Below are 19,627 nucleotides of genomic sequence, written 5' to 3'. Positions count from 1 at the left end.
AGACTCCTGTGTTGTGTCTGATGCCCCAGAAATCACCCCAGAGGCGGTGGAATCCGCCGTCGCCGCAGCACTCGAGGCCATCGGCGCCGCTGCCACCACAGCAGAGCTGAAGGCGGCCCGTGCCGCGCACGTCGCAGAAGGGTCACCGCTCGCGGTCCTGAACGCGTCGATGCGCCAGGTCGCCCCCGAGCACAAGGCGACCTTCGGCAAGCTCGTCGGCCAGGGACGTGGTCGCGTCACCCAGGCGCTGACTGCGAAGGAGGCCGAACTCGCCGAAGCTGAGCTCGCCGCTCGCCTCGAGGAAGAGCGCGTCGACATCACTGGTGTCTCCTCCCGCACGCGCATGGGGGCACGGCATCCGCTCATGCAGCTCCAGGACGACATCTCGGACGTCTTCGTCGGCATGGGCTGGGAGATCGCAGAAGGACCGGAGCTCGAGCACGAGTGGTTCAACTTCGACGCGCTGAACTTCGACGTCGACCACCCCGCACGTCAGATGCAGGACACGTTCTTCGTCGACCCGGTCGACCGTCACCTCGTCATGCGCACGCACACGAGCCCCGTCCAGGTGCGCTCGATGCTCGACCGCGAGGTGCCGATCTACGTGCTGTGCCCCGGGCGCGTGTACCGCACCGACGAGTTCGACGCCACGCATCTTCCGGTCTTCACGCAGGTCGAAGGCCTGGTCGTCGACAAGGGCATCACGATGGCGCATCTGAAGGGCACGCTCGACCACCTGGCCAAGCAGCTCTTCGGCGATGAGGCCAAGACCCGTCTGCGCACCAACTTCTTCCCCTTCACCGAGCCGTCGGCCGAGTTCGACCTGTGGCACCCGACCTTCAAGGGCGGCGCACGCTGGATCGAGTGGGGCGGCTGCGGCATGGTCAATCCCAACGTGCTGCGTGCGGCGGGCATCGACCCCGAGGTGTACAGCGGCTTCGCATTCGGCATCGGCGTCGAGCGCGGCCTGATGTTCCGCTCCGACGTGCAGGACATGCGCGACATGGCCGAGGGCGATATCCGTTTCAGCGAGCAGTTCGGGATGGTGGTGTGATGCGCGTCCCGCTTTCGTGGTTGCGTGAATACGTCGATGTGGCGGCGGATGCCACGGCCGAGGACGTCTTCGCGGCGCTCGTGTCCGTCGGGTTCGAGGAGGAGGAGCTGCACGGCTTCGAGATCGCCGGTCCCGTCGTCGTCGGCCAGGTGCTGTCGTTCGATGAGGAGCCCCAGTCGAACGGCAAGACGATCCGCTGGTGCCAGGTAGACGTCGGCGAGGCCGAGCCCCGTGGCATCGTCTGCGGCGCGTCGAACTTCGCCGTCGGTGACAAGGTCGTCGTGACGCTCCCGGGCGCCGTGCTCCCAGGACCCTTCCCGATCGCCGCGCGCAAGACCTACGGTCACGTCTCGGACGGCATGATCGCGTCAGCGCGCGAACTGGGTCTCGGAGACGAGCACAACGGCATCCTGATCCTGTCGACGCTCGGAATCGACGCCCCGGTCGGAACGGATGCCATCGCTCTGCTGGGTCTCGACGACGAGGCCGTCGAGATCAATGTCACCCCGGACCGCGGCTACGCGTTCTCCATTCGCGGCGTCGCCCGCGAGTACGCGCACGCGACGGGTGCCGACTTCCGCGACCCCGCCGAGCACGAGTGGACCGATGTTCAGCCCGGTGCCGGCTTCCCGCTCGCTGTGGACGCCGAGCCGCTCCGCGACAACGTCGCTGTGCAGGAGTTCGTGGTGCGTGTCGTGCGCGATGTCGACCCGACCCGCCCGACTCCGCCGTGGATGGTCGCGCGACTCTCGCTCGCCGGCATCCGGTCGCTCGGCATCCTGATCGACATCACCAACTACGTGATGCTCGAGCTCGGCAACCCGATCCACGGCTACGACCTCGACAAGCTCTCAGGCGGGATCACGGTGCGCCGTGCGCAGCCCGGCGAGAAGATGACCACGCTCGACGGCCAGGAGCGCAAGCTCCACATCGAGGATCTGCTGATCACCGATGAGTCCGGTCCGATCGGCCTCGCCGGCGTCATGGGCGGCGGCACGACCGAGATGTCGGATGCCACCCGCAACGTGCTCGTCGAGGCGGCGATCTTCGATCCGATCTCGATCGCGCGCACCGCGCGCCGCCACAAGCTGCCGAGCGAGGCCTCCAAGCGATTCGAGCGCGGCGTCGACCCGCTCGTGCCTTTCGTCGCCGCACGCCGCGTCGCCGACCTCATGGTCGAGCTCGCCGGCGGCCGGATCGACGAGATCGGCGGGGCACTGTACTCCGAGTTCGAGATCGCCGGCATCGCCTTGCCGGCCGAGTTCGTGCCGGCGCTCATCGGCGTGGACTACACCGACGAGGAGATCGTGGGCGCCCTCGAGACGATCGGCGCCGAGGTCACCGAGACGTCGGACGGATGGCACGCGATTCCGCCGAGCTGGCGCCCCGACCTCACCGACAAGTGGACGCTGGCCGAAGAGGTCGCACGCATCCATGGTCTTGATCGTGTGCCGTCTGTACTGCCGACGCCGCCGGCCGGGCGCGGTCTGACCGCCGCGCAGCAGGGGCGCCGCCGCGTCGCCAATGCGCTGGCGGCCGCCGGACTCGTCGAGACTCCGGCGTTCCCGTTCACGACCGAGGCGCAGAACGACCTCCACGGCTCGGCCTGGGACTGGTCGGATGCCGGAGAGGGCGAGAAGCTGCCGAGCATCAAGCTCGCGAATCCGCTGGACGGTCAGGCGCCGTTCCTTCGTCGCTCGCTGATCCCCGGCCTCCTGCAGATCGCGCACCGCAACATCGCCCGCGGTCTCACCGACCTGGCGATCTTCGAGACCGGTTCGGTGTTCCTGCCGGATCCGGGCGTGACGTACGGCACTGATGAGGTGCCGCCGCTCGGACAGCGCCCCTCGGACGAGAAGCTCGCACAGCTCAACGCCTCGATCCCGCCGCAGCGTCGTCACGTCGCCGCGCTCTTCACCGGCAACGCCACTGCTCGTCAGCCGGGTCGCGCCGTCGAGCCGTACGGGCTCTCGGACGCCCTCGACGCCGTGCGCGTCATCGCCGTCGCGGCCGGCGTCGAGATCGATGTCGCGCAGGGACGCCGTGCAGCCCTTCACCCTGGGCGTTCCGGTGCACTCAGCGTCGCCGGAAAGCCGGTCGGCCACATCGGCGAACTGCACCCGAGCGTCGCGGCGGACGCTGATCTGCCCGGTCGCGCCGTCGTGCTGGAGCTCGACCTCGACGGCATCCTGTCACTCGCGGGTGACCGGGTCGTCGCCGCATCGCTCTCGACGTACACGGCCGCGACGCAGGACGTGTCGCTGGTCGTCTCATCCGACGTCACGGCCGCCGATCTGCGAGCGGCTCTCGTAGAAGGTGCGGGGGAGTTGCTCGAGTCGGTGCGTCTCGTCGACGACTACCGCGGCCAGGGGTTGGATGCCGGGCAGAAGAGCTTGACGTTCGCGCTGCGGTTCCGCGCCCCGGATCGCACGCTGACGGCCGCAGAGGCGACCGAGGCGAAGCTCGCCGGGGTCGCCGTGGCCACCGAGCGCTTCGGGGCGAGCATCCGCGACTGATCGCGTCGGAAGCAGCGCGGCGTGATGCGGACGTCGCGCTGCTCTGTCGTGCCCGAAAGGGGCGTCCGAGGTTCTCGCTAGGGTCGAATCAGGTGGGTCTCGCATCGTTTGCGATTCGCAGATAAATACGATGTGCATTTCTATACAGTCTGTTCAAAATCGTCTAGAAGTGCTACCATGGGTTCATGGAGCAGTTCTTCGATGATGTGGATGACCGGCCTCGGGATGCCGCGTTCACGCTCGAGTCTGCGTTGGACGATCTGCAGTGCGCCGACATCGATCTGAACCGGTATGCGGCGCGTCGCGCGGCCCAGATGGCAGATGCTGTCGCACTCGCTCGCCACAACCCCGAGGTGTACGTGCACGAGTGCGGGACCGATGCTGCCGATCAGGCCGAGCGTGCCGCGGTCTTCGACATCGCTCTGCGCCTGAAGCGCTCCGAGGACGATGTTCGGGCCGAGCTGTCAGTGGTGCAGGCGGCGATGCGGCAGTTGCCGAATCTGTGGCATCACGCCCGGGACGGGTTCGTGTCGATGTATCTGGTGTCGCGTGCTGTGTCGGCGGTGCAGCGTCTGCGTGCGCCCGCGAACGCCACACCGGAGCAGCAGGATGCCGCACGGGAGGCGGCGCGGCGGATCGATGAGGCGATGTCGGAGTGGGTGTTCTCGTGTTCGCCGGCGAACGTCCTGCGCCGCCTGCGGCGTCTCGTCGACCGCCTGGATCCGGAGCCGGCGGAGGTGCGGCACACGCGGGCGCTGGCCGACCGGCGGGTGTGTTTTGATCATCAGGACCACCAGATGAGCTGGATCAACGCGTACATCCCCACGTCAGAGGCGATCGCCGCGGACCGGCGGCTCACCGCGACCGCGAAACAGGTCAAGAAGAACGACCCGTGCGAGGCGCGCACGATCGCGCAGATCCGCGCTGATCTGTTCTCGGAGTGGCTGCGCGGGGTCGGTACCGATCGGGCGGCGCAGACGAAGATCTTCGTCACCGTACCCGTCCAACTCCTCGACGGTGAACGTGTCGGCGGCGCCAACGGTACTGAAGGCACCGAAGGCGTCGACGCGGCTGACCTTCCTGCGCAGTCGGCGGAGATCGTCGGGCACGGCCCCATCGATCCGCTCACCGCGAAGCAGCTGTTCCTCGATATCGGTGTGTTCCGGCGGGTGGTCGTCGACCCGATCCGCAGCGTGGTCATCGATATGGACCGCCGCAGGCGCCATGCCACACAGGCCCAGCGCGATTGGTTGATCCTGCAGCACGGCACCTGCGCTGTCGACGGCTGCACCCGCCTCGCCCTCGATGCCGACATCGACCACGACACACCCTGGGCCCGGGGCGGAAAGACGAATCTCGACGACCTGCGCCCGCTGTGTCCGCGACATCATGTGGACCGGCATCGAACCCGCGCCATCTACCGATCCCGGCCGGACGGCACCGTCGAAGTCACCACCCCGACAGGGTTCCGCAGCACGGCACCGCCACCGGAATTCCGAGCCACCGACGATGTCACAGCCGCTTCGGTCGTTCCCGATCTCGTTGCTCCGCCGTTCTGACTTGGCGCCTTTCTGACCGGTGCACCATTGACCAGGCGTGGCACGGCACTGACCCGGCCTGACACCGTTCCAGCTCCGTCTGCTCAGAGCGGAATCGCTTCCCTCGGGATCTTCGTGGTGATGGCATGGACGCATGACAGACGTACTGATCCTCGGCGGCACGGGGTGGTTGTCGGGACGCATCGCACGACGCTGGCTGGATGCCGGTGCTCGCGTCACCTGCCTGGCACGAGGGGAGCGCCCCTCGCTGGATGGGACAGTGCTCGTGCGCGGTGATCGCGACGACGCGGACGTCTACGAGCTCCTCGATCGCGAGTGGGATGAGGTCGTCGACATCTCGTCCCGGGCCATCCACGTGCGCGAAGCCGTCGCAGCACTGGGAGATCGCGCAGCGCACTGGACATACATCTCGTCGATCTCCGTGTACGCCGATGCCGACGCTCACGACGCCGACGAGACGGCTCGACTCGAGGCGCCGGCGCAGGACGGAGACGAGTACGAGTACGCCGCGCAGAAGGTCGCGGCGGAAGAGGCCGTGCGCACCCTGGCCGATCGGGCGCACATCATTCGCCCCGGCCTGATCGTCGGGGTCGGCGACCCCAGCGATCGTTTCGGCTACTGGGCCTCCGCCTTCGACCGGGCCGGTGCAGACCCGGTCCTGGTGCCGAACGGCGAGGGTCGATTCGCGCAGGTGATCGACGTCGACGATCTCGCCGCGTTCGCGGCGAACACCGCACTCGCCGGCATCCGCAACGCCATCGGAGACCCGCGCCCGCTCGATGAAGTGCTGGCGATGTTCCGCACAGCAGCCGACCACGAAGGTGAGACTTTCGTCGCCGCCGACGCCTGGTTGGACGCCCACGAGGTTCAGCCGTGGATGGGGGAGCGGTCGCTGCCGTTGTGGCTGCCGATCGAGTGGTCGGGGTTCATGACCCGCTCGAACGCCGCGTACACAGCGGCCGGCGGCATCCAGAGCCCGCTCGAGGAGATCATCGCCCGCGTGCTCGACGACGAGCGCGCCCGCGGACTCGACCGACCCCGCCGTGCCGGTCTCACCCGCGCGGACGAGAAAGCGCTCCTCGCCGAACTCGCCTCTTGACACGGGCGCTGAGTGACGAGGACCGTGTGACGGCATCCGCGTCGCACGATTTGCGGATGCTGCGCCGCGAGCGCTACTGTCGCGACATGCCTTCGGCCGCAATCACCTCTTCGACGCGTGTTTCGAGCGTCACCGTGGTGCGCCGACGCCGCAGCCGACGGTCCCTGAACCTGTCGAAGGGCGGCCGCCGACTCTAGGCGACCTCTGCGCTCCCCGAACCGTGCCCTGTGCCGGAGGGTCGAGCGCCGGAGTCGCCGCCTCGGACCCTTCGACAAGCTCAGGGATCGTCGTCACCCCAGGGGCGACCATCCCGCACCGTTAAGGTAGAAACATGACGTATACCGTCGCCGTCTCCGGCGCATCCGGCTATGCGGGCGGCGAGATCCTGCGCCTCCTGGCCAGTCATCCTGACATCGAGATCCGTACCGTGACCGCGCACTCGAACGCGGGACAGCCACTGGTCCAGCATCAGCCGCACCTGCGCTCCCTCGCCCATCTGACGCTGCAGGACACCACGCCCGAGATCCTCGCCGGCCACGACATCGTGTTCCTCGCGCTCCCGCACGGCCAATCGGGACAGTACACGGATGCCCTCGGCGAGGTGCCGCTGGTCATCGACGCCGGTGCCGACCACCGGCTCACCTCGCAGGAATCCTGGGACGCCTTCTACGGCGGACACTTCCACGATCCCTGGGCGTACGGTGTCCCTGAACTGCCCACGGGCGACTCGAAGCAGCGCGAGACCCTGCGCACCGCCACGCGGATCGCAGCCCCGGGCTGCAATGCCTCCACGGTGAGCCTCAGCCTCGCGCCCGGTGTGGCAGCGGGCGTCATCGACCCGTCCGACATCGTCAGCGTCCTCGCCGTCGGGCCCTCCGGCGCAGGCAAGAGCCTGAAGCCCCATCTGCTCGGCAGCGAACTGCTCGGTACGGCCAACCCGTACGCGGTCGGCGGCACGCACCGGCACATCCCCGAGATCCAGCAGGCGCTTCGCGACGCCGGCGCCGCAGACCCGCGGATCTCCTTCACCCCGGTCCTCGTGCCGATGGCGCGCGGCATCCTCGCCACCTCCACAGCGCCCATCGTCGAAGGCGTGACCGACGAGCAGATCCGCGAAGCCTGGCAGAGCGCCTACGGCGACGAGACGTTCGTGCAGCTGCTGCCGGAGGGAGCCTTCCCGCGCACCGCCGACGTCCTCGGCGCGAACACGGCTCTGATGGGCCTCGCGATCGACAGGGCTGCGAACCGGGTGACCGTCGTCACGGCCGTCGACAATCTCGTCAAGGGCACCGCCGGCGCTGCCATCCAATCCATGAACCTCGCGCTCGGCCTTCCGGAAGACCGCGCCCTCACTGTGAACGGAGTGGCACCATGAGCGTCACCGCACCCCAGGGATTCGAAGCGGCGGGCGTCGCCGCAGGTCTCAAGTCCACCGGCAAGCCCGACGTCGCCGTGGTCGTCAACCGTGGCCCGCGCAAGGTCGGAGCCGCCGTGTTCACGAGCAACCGCGCTAAGGCGAACCCGATCATCTGGTCGCAGCAGGTCATCCTCGACCGCACCGTCGAGGCCATCGTTCTCAACTCCGGCGGCGCCAACTGCTTCACCGGCAGCTTCGGGTTCCAGACCACGCACCAGACCGCCGAGAAGGCGGCCGAGCTTCTCGATGTGAGTGCCGGCGACATCCTGGTCTGCTCCACCGGACTCATCGGAACCGGCGACGAGGCGTTCCGCGCGAAGGTGCTCGACGGCACGGAGCAGGCGATCGCGGCGCTGTCTGCCGACGGGGGAGACGCCGCCGCTCAGGCGATCATGACGACCGACACGATCGCCAAGACCGCCGTCGTCACGCGCGACGGCTGGTCGATCGGCGGCATGGCCAAGGGTGCTGGGATGCTGGCGCCGGGGCTCGCGACGATGCTCGTCGTGATCACCACCGACGCCGATCTCGAGGCGATCGAGGCCGACACGGCCCTGCGCGCCGCGACCGGGAAGACCTTCGACCGGCTCGACTCCGATGGCTGCATGTCGACGAACGATCAGGTGACGCTGCTCGCCAACGGCGCGAGCGGCGTCAAGCCCGACATCGAGGAGTTCACCGCAGCGCTCACCGAGCTCAGCGATCGACTCGCCGTCATGCTCCAGGGCGACGCCGAGGGCGCGAGTCACGACATCACGATCCGCGTCACTGGGGCTGTCACCGAGCAGGATGCCGTCGAAGTCGGCCGCTCCGTCGCTCGCAACAACCTCTTCAAGGCAGCGATCTTCGGCAACGACCCGAACTGGGGGCGCGTGCTCGCCGCGATCGGCACGACCGGTGCGCAGTTCGACCCGTACGACGTCGACGTCTGGATGAACGGCGTGCGCGTGTGCAGCAAGGGCGGCCCCGACCGCCCGCGCGAAGACGTCGACCTCACCCCGCGCGCGACCGACCTGCACATCGACCTGCAGGTGGGCGACGCCGAGGCGACGATCCGCACCAACGACCTCACGCACGACTACGTCCACGAGAACAGCGCCTACGCCTCATGACAGACATCCAGGAAACAGCCGACATCCAGGACACGCCGCCTGACGTCGCGGCCGAGAAGGCGGCGACCCTCATCGAATCGCTGCCGTGGCTGAAGAAGTTCCGCGACCAGATCGTCGTCGTCAAGTACGGCGGCAACGCGATGGTCTCGGACGAGCTGCAGGAGGCGTTCGCCCAGGACATCGCCTACCTTCGCTACGTCGGCGTGCAGCCGGTCGTGGTTCACGGCGGCGGCCCGCAGATCTCGAACATGCTCGATCGGCTCGCGATCCCGAGCGAGTTCAAGGGCGGCTATCGCGTCACCAACACCGAGGCCATCAGCGTCGTTCGCATGGTGCTCACCGGGCAGGTGAATCCGCAGCTCGTCGCGAAGATCAACTCGCACGGGCCGATCGCGACGGGGCTCAGCGGTGAGGACGCCGGCCTGTTCGGAGGCCGCCGCCGCGGCGTGGTGATCGACGGCGAGCAGGTCGACCTCGGCCGAGTCGGCGATGTCGTGCAGGTCGACCCGACCGCGGTGCTCGACCACCTCGCCGCCGGTCGCATCCCGGTGATCTCCAGCATCGCGCCTGACCTGGACAACCCGGGGCAGTCGCTGAACGTGAATGCGGATGCCGCGGCATCCGCCCTCGCTGTCGCGCTCAACGCGCGCAAGCTCGTGATCCTCACCGACGTACCGGGCCTCTACGCCGATTGGCCCAACCGCGACTCGCTCGTCTCGCACATCACCTCGCAGCAGCTCGTCGCCATGCTGCCGAACCTCGAGTCCGGCATGATCCCGAAGATGCGCGCCTGCCTGGATGCCGTCGAGGGCGGGGTGGATGCCGCTGCCATCATCGACGGGCGGGTGAAGCACTCCGTGCTCGTCGAACTGTTCACCAGCAAGGGAATCGGAACCGAAGTGGTACTCGGAGAATCAGGGGTGACGGCATGACCGTCTGGCAGGATGACGTGGCACGCGACCTGGTGCGCAACGTCGGCGATCGTCTGGCACTGCTCACCCGCGGTGAGGGCTCGCACGTGTGGGACGGGGACGACAAGCGCTACCTCGACTTCCTCGCCGGCATCGCCGTGAACTCGCTCGGGCACGCGCATCCGGTGTTCGTCGATGCGATCACCAAGCAGGCGGCGACCCTCTCGCACGTCTCGAACTACTTCGCCACTCCGCCGCAGCTCGAACTCGCCGCGCGCCTGAAGCGCCTCGCCGGCGCCGGGATCGACGGCCGCGTCTACTTCTCGAATTCGGGTGCCGAGGCCAACGAGGCGGCCTTCAAGCTCGCACGTCTCCATGGCGGTGCGGAGCGCCCGCGCATCCTCGCGCTGGAGAACGGATTCCACGGTCGCACCATCGGCTCACTCGCGCTCACCGCGAAGAAGGCGATGCGTGAGCCGTTCGAGCCGATGCCGGCCGGCGTCGAGCACATCCCCGCGACCATCGAAGCGCTCGAAGCTGCGATGGACGACCGCGTGGCAGCAATCATCGTCGAGCCCATCCAGGGCGAGGCCGGAGTGGTCGAGCTGCCAGAGGGCTACCTCGCGGCGGCGCGCTCGCTCACGCTCAAGCACGGATCGCTGCTCATCATCGATGAGATCCAGACCGGTGCGGGGCGCACTGGCCAGTGGTTCGGCTTCGACCACGAGGGGATCACCCCGGATGCCATCACCCTGGCCAAGGGGATCGGCGGAGGGTTCCCGATCGGCGCGCTCGTGACGTTCGGCGCCGCGAGTTCATTGTTCACGCCTGGCTCGCACGGCTCGACGTTCGGCGGCAACCCGCTCGGCACGGCCGTCGCGAACGCCGTGCTCACCGAGATCGAGAACGCCGGACTCGTCGAGAACGCCGCTGTCCGGGGTGCTCAGCTGCGTGCCGCGATCGAGGTCATCGACTCGCCTCTCGTGACGGGTGTCCGCGGTCGCGGACTGCTCATCGGCATCGCTCTTGCGGCGCCCGTCGCGAACGCCGTGGTCGCCGCCGCTCAAGAGCGCGGGCTGATCGTCAACGCCGCGAACGCCGAGACCATCCGGGTCGCTCCCGCTCTGACCATCGGTGACGCCGAGATCGAAGAATTCCAGACACTGTTCACCGCAGCGCTCGCCGACGTCCAGGCGAGCCTCGCGGCATCCGAAACCGGGAAGGCCCACGCACTATGACCCGCCACCTGCTGCGCGACGATGACCTGACTCCGGCCGAGCAGGCCGAGATCCTCGACCTCGCGCTCGACCTGAAGAAGGATCGCTGGGCCGACAAGACGCTCGCCGGCCCGCAGACCGTCGCGGTGATCTTCGACAAGTCCTCCACTCGTACGCGGGTCTCGTTCGCGGTGGGGATCGCCGATCTCGGCGGCACACCGCTGATCATCTCGACCGCGAACAGCCAGCTCGGCGGCAAGGAGACCCCGTCGGACACCGCTCGTGTGCTCGAGCGTCAGGTGGCCGCGATCGTATGGCGCACCTACGCGCAGTCCGGCCTCGAGGAGATGGCGAAGGACACCAGGGTGCCGGTGATCAACGCGCTCTCCGACGATTTCCACCCCTGTCAGCTGCTCGCCGACCTGCTCACGATCCGCGAGCACAAGGGAGAACTGAAAGGGCTCACGCTGACCTTCTTCGGCGACGCCCAGAGCAACATGGCGCACTCCTACGCGCTCGCGGGTGTCACGGCGGGAATGCACGTGCGCATGGCGTCGCCCGAGTCGTACGCGCCTCGTGCGGATGTCATCGAGGCCGCTGATCGCCGCGCGGCCGAGACCGGCGGGTCGATCACCCTGTACACCGACCCCGTCGAGGCGGCAGCCGGAGCCGACGTCGTCGTCACCGACACCTGGGTGTCCATGGGCAAGGAAGAGGAGAAGATCGCGCGCATCCGCGACCTCGGCGGATACAAGGTCACCACCGAGACGATGAGCCTCGCCGACCCAGAGGCGATCTTCATCCACTGCCTCCCGGCCGACCGCGGCTACGAGGTCGACCCCGAGGTCATCGACGGACCGCAGAGCGTCGTGTGGGACGAGGCCGAGAACCGCCTGCACGCACAGAAGGCGCTGCTGGTCTGGCTGCTTCGTCAGAGCTGAGGCTGTGACGATGGCTGGTCGTCTGCAGACGAACTGGCGACGCCTGGGCGGTCCTGATCGCATCGCGGGCGTCGACCTCGCACGAGGACTCGCCATCATCGGCATGTTCGCAGCGCACCTGCTGCTGACGGCAGAGGGCTTCGTCTGGTCGGATCCTGACACCTGGACGGCGCTCGTGGACGGTCGCTCGTCGATCCTGTTCGCGACGCTCGCCGGAGTGTCCATCGGTCTGGTCACCGGCGGCCGCGTCCCTGCCACGGGGCGGCGGATGTCGACGGCGCGATGGCGGCTGGCGCTCCGCGCCGCGATGCTGCTCGTCCTCGGCATCCTGCTCATCCTCACCGGTGTTCCGGTCTACGTGATCCTCCCGGCCTACGCGATCCTGTTCCTGCTCGCGTTGCCGTTCACGGGGATGTCGGCCCGAACGGTGCTCTCGGCCGCGGCCGGACTCGCGCTCATCATGCCCTTCGTCCAGCCGGCGCTGAATGAACTGCCGATCTGGCAGACACCGTTCAGCGTCGAGCTCGACGCGTTCATCGGGTGGCACTATCCGTTCACGGTGTGGATCGCCTTCGTGCTCGCGGGCCTCGGCATCGCCAGGGCAGGCATCGCACGAGTGACCGTCCAGGTGCGGATGCTCGTCGCGGGCGTCGCGCTCGCGGCGATCGGCTACGGTCTGGCGGAGCTGCCGGCGCCGAGTGCCGATCCGTACTGGTGGTCGGTCTGGACGGCCGACCCGCACACGTCCGGCGTGCTCGAGGTGGTCGGCTCTGGCGGGCTCGTCATCGCCGTGCTCGCAGCGTGCCTGCTGCTGTGCCGCGTCCCGGTGCTGAAGGCGATCACCCTGCCCCTGCGCGCGACCGGTGCGATGCCGTTGACGGCGTACACCGTGCAGCTCGTCGTCTGGGCGATCGTCGCGGGCGTCGTGCTCGGAGATACCGCCGATCTGTTCGGCTTCCGCGCTCTCGAGCCGTTCTGGCCGCTCACGATCGCGATGCTGATCGGGTGTTCGGCGTGGGCGTTGCTCGTCGGGCGGGGCCCGCTGGAGTGGCTGCTCGAACGCGCGGCCAAGCGCGTGGTCGCCTCGGGTCCTGAGCGCCGGTAGCGCAGCCGTGCCGCCGCTAGTCTGGAGGGATGAGCGAGGCGAAGAACGACGGCACGAACGAGGGCGCACTGTGGGGCGCACGATTCGCATCTGGACCATCGCCGGAGTTGGCTGAGCTCAGCCGCTCCACGCACTTCGACTGGATCCTCGCGCCCTACGACATCGCCGGATCGCACGCGCACGCCAAGGCGCTCGCCGCTGCCGGGTATCTCGAAGCGGACGAAGAGCAGAAGATGCACCAGGGACTGGATGCCGTCGCCCGCAAGGTCGCTGACGGAACGATCGTCCCCACTGCCACCGACGAGGACGTGCACGGGGCTCTCGAGCAGGCGCTCATCGCCGAACTCGGCCCAGAACTCGGCGGCCGCCTCCGCGCGGGCCGCTCGCGCAACGACCAGATCGCGACCCTGGTTCGCATGTACCTCATCGACCACGCCAAGGTCATCGCCCGCGATATCCTGCGCGTCATCGACGCTCTCGTCGCTCAAGCCGAAGCCCACCCCGAGGCGATCCTCCCCGGCCGCACTCACCTGCAGCACGCGCAGCCCGTCCTGCTCGCGCATCATCTGCAGGCACACGCCTGGCCGCTGGTCCGCGAGCTCGAGCGTCTCGTCGACTGGCGCGTGCGCGCCGGCGTCTCGCCGTACGGCGGGGGAGCGCTCGCCGGGTCCACGCTCGGCCTCGACCCTGAGCTCGTCGCTCGCGAACTCGGCCTCGATCGTCCAGCCGAGAACTCGCTCGACGGCACGGCCGCTCGAGATGTCGTCGCTGAGTTCGCGTTCATCACGGCGATGATCGGGGTCGACCTCTCGCGCCTGTCCGAGGAGATCATCCTCTGGAACACCCGCGAGTTCGGCTTCGTCACTCTGCACGACAGCTACTCGACCGGCTCGAGCATCATGCCGCAGAAGAAGAACCCCGACATCGCCGAGCTCGCCCGCGGCAAGTCCGGTCGGCTGATCGGAAATCTCACCGGGCTCATGGCGACGCTCAAGGGTCTGCCGCTCGCATACAACCGCGATCTGCAGGAGGACAAGGAGCCGGTCTTCGACTCCGTGAACACGCTCGAGGTCGTGCTCCCCGCCTTCGCAGGCATGGTCGCCACGCTCCGTTTCGACACCGAGCGGATGGCGGAGCTCGCTCCGCAGGGATTCTCGCTCGCCACCGACGTCGCCGAGTGGCTCGTGAAGCGCCGTGTGCCCTTCCGGGACGCTCACGAGATCTCGGGTGCGCTGGTGCGCGCGTGCGAGGAGAGCGGGATCGGGCTCGAGGATGCCGACGATGCGCTGCTCGCTCAGGTGTCGGAGCATCTGACGCCCGAGGTGCGCGGAGTGCTGAGCATCGAGGGGTCTGTCGCCTCTCGAACGGGCGCCGGCGGAACGGCTCCTGTTCGCGTGGAGGAGCAGCGCGCCGAGCTGGTCTCACGAACACAGAAGGCCGCCCACGCGCTCGGGCTCTGACCTCTCGGAACTGATGTTCTCAGATAATCAGTGATTGACTTATATATCTGAAATATCAGTGATACCCTGATGCCATGACCATCGCAGTGACGGCGGACATCATCGGCTCCCGGCAGTTCGTCGACCGAGCGGAAGCACAGCGCGCCTTCGACGAGACCATCGCTCGTGTCGAAGGCGACTACCCGGTCGCGACGCAGGGGCTGCGCCCGACAGTCGGCGACGAGCAGCAGGCGACGTACCCGACGCTCGAGGCCGCGCTCGGCGCGATCCTGCTGCTGCGGCTGGCGCTGCCGGATGGGGTCGAGTTCCGCTACGGCATCGGCATCGGCGCTGTCGGGAGGGTCCCATCGGCCGCGTCAGCGCAGGGCATCTCGGACGGCCCTGGATGGTGGGCGGCGCGCAGCGCCATCGAGCACGTCGAGGCGCTGCAGAAGCGTTCCGCTCCGCAGGCTCGCAGCTGGATCGTCGCTCACGAGAACGTCCAGGATCCGGGCCCCGACGCCGTCCGGTGGGCGAATTCCTACCTGCTCACCCGCGACGAGATCGTCGGCGCGATGTCAGAACGAGTGCGCCGGCTGACGTACGGGCGATGCCTGTCCCAGACGCAGAGCCAGCTCGCCGCGGGGGAGGGGATCACCCAGTCCGCGGTGTCGCAGAGCCTGTCGACGTCCGGTGCCGCTGCGATCGTCGAGGGCTTCCGAGTGCTCGATCTGAAGCGGTAGTCGCGACCGCAACGCGCTCACCAGGTCAGGGCGAGGCGGATGATCGCACCGATCACCCCGGCCCAGAGCAGGCTCGCGACGGTGCCGATGATGAATCGCTCTCGGGCCTCGGGCTCGGCGAGCTCGGGGAACCGGCCGATGCCCTTGATGGCGATGATGGCCGCAATCGCCTCGGGGAATCCGACCGTGATCGCGATGACCATGGCGATGCGCTCGAGGTACCCGATCACCGTGCCACCGCGCATCAGTGTGCGCGCGTGCTCAGGGTCGGCGTCGTGCGCGGCGACGATGAGGATGCCGCCGTCCTCGGTCTCACGCACGCGCTTGCCTGTCGCGATGTCGAGTGCCCTTCGGGTGAAGGGGTTGCCGCCGATCGTCGCAGCAGCGATCCCGAGCGCCGTCAGCGGAACAGTGGCGAGCATCGACATCGACGTGGGTCGCGCGACCACGACGGTTACCAGCGCTGCGGCCACGAGCGCACTGGCGACGACCATCGGGGGAGTCGTGGGCTTGCGCACGCTCATGAGCGAGATGATCAGCACCGCGAGCATCACCACGGCGATGCTCGCGGCCACGATGATCGAGACGAGCTGATCGACCGGTGACATGCCGACAGCTTCGCACGAGCATCCGACAACGCGTGGCGAACGCGCGGGAAGCGCGACGCGAACGCGGGGGAAGGGCGCTGATAACCTGGAGCGCGTGTCAACACCCGCTCTGACGACTGCCCCGCAGGCGATCGATCCCACGTTCGAGAACGTGTGGGATGAGATCGTCTGGCGCGGCCTCGTCCACGTGTCCACCGACCAGGAGGCGCTGCGCGCCCTTCTCGCCGGAGACCCGATCACGTATTACTGCGGGTTCGATCCGACGGCGGCCAGCCTGCACCTCGGCAACCTCGTGCAGCTGCTTCTGCTGCGTCGCCTGCAGCTCGCCGGCCACAAGCCGCTCGGCCTCGTCGGTGGATCGACCGGGCTCATCGGCGACCCCCGCCCCACGGCCGAGCGCACGCTGAACACGCGGGAGACCGTGGAGGAGTGGGTGGGTCGTCTGCGTGCGCAGGTCGAGCGCTTCCTCAGCTTCGAGGGCGACAACGCCGCCCGCATGGTGAACAACCTCGACTGGACCGCGCCGATGTCGGCGATCGACTTCCTGCGCGAGATCGGCAAGCACTACCGCGTCGGCACGATGCTGAAGAAGGATGCCGTCGCTGCGCGTCTGAACTCCGACGCCGGCATCAGCTACACCGAGTTCAGCTACCAGATCCTGCAGGGGATGGACTTCCTCGAGCTCTACCGGCAGTACGACTGCGTGCTGCAGACCGGCGGATCCGATCAGTGGGGCAACCTCACCAGCGGCACCGATCTGATCCACCGCGTCGAGGGCACGTCCGCGCATGCGATCGGCACCCCGCTGATCACGAACAGCGACGGGACGAAGTTCGGCAAGAGCGAGGGCAACGCCATCTGGCTCGACGCCGACATGTGCAGCCCTTACCGGATGTACCAGTTCTGGATCAGCACGGCCGACTCCGACGTGATCGAACGCCTGAAGATCTTCACGTTCCTCACGCGCGCCGAGATCGAGGAGTACGAGAAGCTCGTCGAGACCGAGCCGTTCCGCAGAGCTGCCCAGAAGCGTCTCGCTCTCGAGGTGGTCGCGACCGTGCACGGCGTGGATGCCACGGCTGCCGTCATCGCGGCATCCGACGCGCTGTTCGGTCAGGGCGATCTGAGCACGCTCGACGCGGACACGCTGCGCTCGGCTCTCGAAGAGCTGCCGAACGCGACGGTCGCAGCCGGAACCTCGGTCGTCGATGCGCTCGTCGCGACGGGGCTCGTGGCGAGTCTGTCGGAGGCGCGTCGTGCCATCTCTCAGGGCGGTGTCTCACTCGACGGCATCCGCGTGGAGGATGACGCGGCGGTCGTCGAGGCGACTCTGCCCGGGGGAGTATCGGTGCTGCGCCGCGGCAAGAAGACGCTCGCCGGCGTGTTCATCGGCTGAGAGGCCGCGCTCGATCCCTGAGCCCTTCGACAGGCTCAGGGACCACCCGTCGAAGGGGCGACCGAAGGAGTCCGATGCCGTTCACGCCGAGCCACGCGGTCGTCGCGCTGCCGTTCCTGCGCACCCCGCTTGTTCCGGCGGCGATCGCGATCGGCGCGATGACCCCCGACCTGCCGCTGTTCGTGCGCGGGTTCGGCGTGAGCTACCTGTTCATGCACACCTACGTGAACGTCGTCTGGACGGCGGTCATCGCGCTCGGTCTGTTCCTGCTGTGGCGGGTCGTGCTGCGCCCTGTCGTTCCCGAGCTGTCACCGCGGTGGCTCGCGCCCCGGCTTCCCGCCGACTGGGACATGCCCGCGGCGGATGCGCTGAACGGGGCCCTCGGGATCGGGCTGCGCTGGACGCGGTCACTGTGGCTCGCGGCATCCCTGTTGATCGGGGTGATCTCGCACATCCTGTGGGACGAGTTCACGCACGAAGGGCGTCTGGGACTGCAGCTCCTGCCGGCGCTCGCGGATCAGTGGGGGCCGCTGCAGGGCTTCAAGTGGCTGCAGCACGGATCGAGCGTCGCGGGGCTCCTGATCCTCGGCGTCTGGGCGGTGCTGTGGCTGCGTCGGTCCGAGCCGCGCGAGGTGCTGGCGCCGTCGAGTCGGCAGTGGGTGCGCGTCGCCTGGTGGCTGTCGCTGCCGGTGATCCTCGTCGCAGCCTGGGTCATCGGACTCATGACGCTCGGGCCCCTCTCGCCGGAGTTCACCGTGCAGCACCTCGCCTACCGGGTGCTCCCGCTCGCGTCCGGGATCTGGGCCATGCTGACGCTGGCGCTCTGCGTCGCGCTCACCATCCTGGGGCGTCGGCAGCCCACGGGTGCGGTGCCGCGAAGCTGAACCAGGGCAGAACCGGTCGCACCGTGGTGACGGTGTGGCCGTCGACGCTGAAGTCCTGAGTGTGGCCTGCCGGGTCGATCTCGTGTTGCGGTGACGGCTCACTGTCGCGCGGCATCCGGAGGAGCTCAGCGGCGACGCGTCGCAGTGACGTGCTGATCTGCCAGCTGCCGCCTTCTGCGCGTCGTCGATTCAGCGCTGCGCAGACGGCGGCGGCGAGCAGGTAGCCGGCACTGTGATCGAGCGCCTGCGCCGGAAGCACGCCAGGTGCCTGCCCGTCGGGCGATTCGACCATCGCGATTCCGGACTCGGCCTGAACGAGACTGTCGAATCCTGCGCGATCCGGATGCTCCGCACCCCAGGCGCTCAACTGCGCGACCACGAGCCCAGGATGCCGTTCTGTCAGAACGTCGGGGGAGAGGCCGAGGCGTGCGAGCGCTGCCGGACGGTAGCCGAGCACGACGACGTCGGCCTGGCCCAGAAGCGCGTTCATCTCAGCGGAACGGGCGTCGAGCACAGCCGTGCGCTTGCCGTGCCCCGTATCGAGATGCTGCCACTCCGGCTCGGGGAGCGCAGGCGGATCGATGCGGAGGACATCCGCGCCGAGCAACGCGAGCGTGCGGGTGCAGACCGGGCCGGCGATGACGCGTGTGAGGTCGAGAACGCGGATGCCGCGGAGTGGGGCGTTCGAATCGAGTTCTCGAGAGGACTCGGGTGAGGCATCGCCTGCACGAGCGAGTTCGATGAGCGGGCGGGAGCAGAGCGCCGCGTCGCGTGCGGGATCCTCCGGCGAGACCACGACGGCGAGTCCTCCTGCGCGTGTGATCCGTTCGACTGAATCCCGAGCGGATGCGGCCGCGACGGCAGCCCGTATGTCGTCCGCTGCTGCGGCGGCATCCAGCCCGACGCCGTCGAGGAGCGCTCGCGCATGATGCGGGTAGTTGCCGTGGGTGCGGATCCAACCATCGGATGCTCGCCAGAACCCGGAGTGCGGTGACCAGACATCCGGATGCTCGCCGTCGATGCGCAAGAACCGGTCGCTCCGGTAGGCGAGTGCGATGCGGTCGGGATCGAGCGCGGGAACCACCTCAGCGCCGATCGCCACCTGGACCGCCGCGACGCTCGCCCACGCGAGCTCGCCCGTCGCCAGGCGGGAAGGGAGGGGAACCGCACGCTCCGACTGTGGAACGTCGAACGTCCGCTCGGGCGTGATCCTCAGGTCGCGGAGGACCCGCGAAAGCAGCGCGCTCATGGGGAGATCGTACGCGACACGCCCGGGGCGTGCGCCGGATTTGCCCGCTCCCTCGGATCCCACGTAAGTTATTACCTGTTCGCCCCACAGGGTTGAGAAAGGGCCAAGGCTCAGCTCCCCTCAAGTGGCGGACCACCTCCCAAATACAGAAGATCACCTCGGTGAGATGCTGCGTTTGGGTTGCTCTGTGGTTCCGCAGATCGCACCGGGTTCGCTCGGATCGCCGATTTGACAAACGGATGCCACGGGGTAAGATTGAGAAGTTGCCCTGCGGGCCTGGTTGTGATGACTGGGTCGTGGGTGCGTCCGATCCTTGAGAACTCAACAGCGTGCACTTGTCAAATGCCAAATAACCTCGACTCCAGCCTTTGGTTGGG

16 protein-coding genes are annotated in these 19,627 nt (G+C 68.2%); 14 read left to right on the top strand and 2 right to left on the bottom strand.

All coding sequences use genetic code 11. The features are described from left to right. Positions 1-13: 13 nt before the first annotated feature. The 12 genes from pheS (at position 14) to LQZ87_RS12940 (ending at position 15,113) form a co-directional block, all read left to right on the top strand. Positions 14-1,054, top strand: coding sequence for a phenylalanine--tRNA ligase subunit alpha (gene pheS, locus LQZ87_RS12995; protein WP_230103868.1), 1,041 nt, complete (start codon positions 14-16; stop codon positions 1,052-1,054). Continuing rightward, positions 1,054-3,570 carry a phenylalanine--tRNA ligase subunit beta gene (gene pheT, locus LQZ87_RS12990; protein WP_230103867.1) on the top strand — a complete coding sequence of 839 codons (2,517 nt, stop codon included), beginning with the start codon at positions 1,054-1,056 and terminating at the stop codon, positions 3,568-3,570. Before pheS ends, pheT begins: the two co-directional genes overlap by 1 nt. A 185-nt stretch (positions 3,571-3,755) precedes the next feature. After that, positions 3,756-5,129, top strand: a complete 1,374-nt coding sequence (locus tag LQZ87_RS12985; protein ID WP_230103866.1) for an HNH endonuclease signature motif containing protein — start codon at positions 3,756-3,758, stop codon at positions 5,127-5,129. A 133-nt stretch (positions 5,130-5,262) separates the two neighbouring features. Beyond that, entirely contained in the window at positions 5,263-6,228 is a 966-nt protein-coding gene (locus LQZ87_RS12980) for an NAD-dependent epimerase/dehydratase family protein (RefSeq protein WP_230103865.1), read from the top strand. Between the two features lie 331 nt (positions 6,229-6,559). Further along, a complete protein-coding gene (gene argC / locus LQZ87_RS12975) occupies positions 6,560-7,603 on the top strand; it encodes an N-acetyl-gamma-glutamyl-phosphate reductase (protein WP_230103864.1) in 1,044 nt (347 codons plus the stop codon). Continuing rightward, complete coding sequence (argJ, locus tag LQZ87_RS12970; protein ID WP_230103863.1) at positions 7,600-8,757, top strand: bifunctional glutamate N-acetyltransferase/amino-acid acetyltransferase ArgJ; 1,158 nt, start codon at positions 7,600-7,602, stop codon at positions 8,755-8,757. Before argC ends, argJ begins: the two co-directional genes overlap by 4 nt. Next, complete coding sequence (gene argB / locus LQZ87_RS12965) at positions 8,754-9,689, top strand: acetylglutamate kinase (RefSeq protein ID WP_230103862.1); 936 nt, start codon at positions 8,754-8,756, stop codon at positions 9,687-9,689. Before argJ ends, argB begins: the two co-directional genes overlap by 4 nt. Continuing rightward, positions 9,686-10,906 (top strand): acetylornithine transaminase, encoded by a 1,221-nt coding sequence (locus LQZ87_RS12960; RefSeq protein WP_230103861.1) that lies wholly within the window; start codon positions 9,686-9,688, stop codon positions 10,904-10,906. The genes argB and LQZ87_RS12960 overlap by 4 nt, the downstream gene beginning before the upstream one ends. Continuing rightward, positions 10,903-11,826 (top strand): ornithine carbamoyltransferase, encoded by a 924-nt coding sequence (argF, locus tag LQZ87_RS12955; RefSeq protein WP_230103860.1) that lies wholly within the window; start codon positions 10,903-10,905, stop codon positions 11,824-11,826. Before LQZ87_RS12960 ends, argF begins: the two co-directional genes overlap by 4 nt. A 10-nt stretch (positions 11,827-11,836) precedes the next feature. After that, the gene (locus tag LQZ87_RS12950; RefSeq protein ID WP_230103859.1) at positions 11,837-12,931 is read left to right on the top strand and encodes a heparan-alpha-glucosaminide N-acetyltransferase domain-containing protein; all 1,095 of its coding nucleotides are present in this window, start codon (positions 11,837-11,839) and stop codon (positions 12,929-12,931) included. A gap of 29 nt (positions 12,932-12,960) precedes the next feature. Further along, positions 12,961-14,391 carry an argininosuccinate lyase gene (gene argH, locus LQZ87_RS12945; protein WP_230103858.1) on the top strand — a complete coding sequence of 477 codons (1,431 nt, stop codon included), beginning with the start codon at positions 12,961-12,963 and terminating at the stop codon, positions 14,389-14,391. Positions 14,392-14,465: 74 nt separating this feature from the next. Further along, the gene (locus LQZ87_RS12940; RefSeq protein WP_230103857.1) at positions 14,466-15,113 is read left to right on the top strand and encodes a SatD family protein; all 648 of its coding nucleotides are present in this window, start codon (positions 14,466-14,468) and stop codon (positions 15,111-15,113) included. Between the two features lie 17 nt (positions 15,114-15,130). On the opposite strand, the gene LQZ87_RS12935 is transcribed toward LQZ87_RS12940, so the two are convergent. Continuing rightward, on the bottom strand, positions 15,131-15,721 hold the full coding sequence (locus LQZ87_RS12935; RefSeq protein WP_230103856.1) for a hypothetical protein: 591 nt from the start codon (positions 15,719-15,721) through the stop codon (positions 15,131-15,133). A 94-nt stretch (positions 15,722-15,815) separates the two neighbouring features. On the opposite strand from LQZ87_RS12935, the gene tyrS reads away from it, so the two are divergent. Beyond that, on the top strand, positions 15,816-17,117 hold the full coding sequence (gene tyrS / locus LQZ87_RS12930) for a tyrosine--tRNA ligase (protein ID WP_230103855.1): 1,302 nt from the start codon (positions 15,816-15,818) through the stop codon (positions 17,115-17,117). Between the two features lie 74 nt (positions 17,118-17,191). Continuing rightward, positions 17,192-18,001 carry a DUF4184 family protein gene (locus LQZ87_RS12925; RefSeq protein ID WP_230103854.1) on the top strand — a complete coding sequence of 270 codons (810 nt, stop codon included), beginning with the start codon at positions 17,192-17,194 and terminating at the stop codon, positions 17,999-18,001. Here LQZ87_RS12925 and LQZ87_RS12920 read toward each other — a convergent pair. Then, a complete protein-coding gene (locus LQZ87_RS12920) occupies positions 17,952-19,250 on the bottom strand; it encodes a CoA transferase (protein ID WP_230103853.1) in 1,299 nt (432 codons plus the stop codon). The genes LQZ87_RS12925 and LQZ87_RS12920 overlap by 50 nt on opposite strands. Positions 19,251-19,627: the final 377 nt, after the last annotated feature.

The sequence above is a fragment of the Microbacterium sp. Bi121 genome (assembly GCF_918698005.1).
GTDB lineage: Bacteria > Actinomycetota > Actinomycetes > Actinomycetales > Microbacteriaceae > Microbacterium.
Note: the sequence above shows the minus strand (reverse complement) of the source record. Positions and strands in the feature narration are given on the sequence as shown.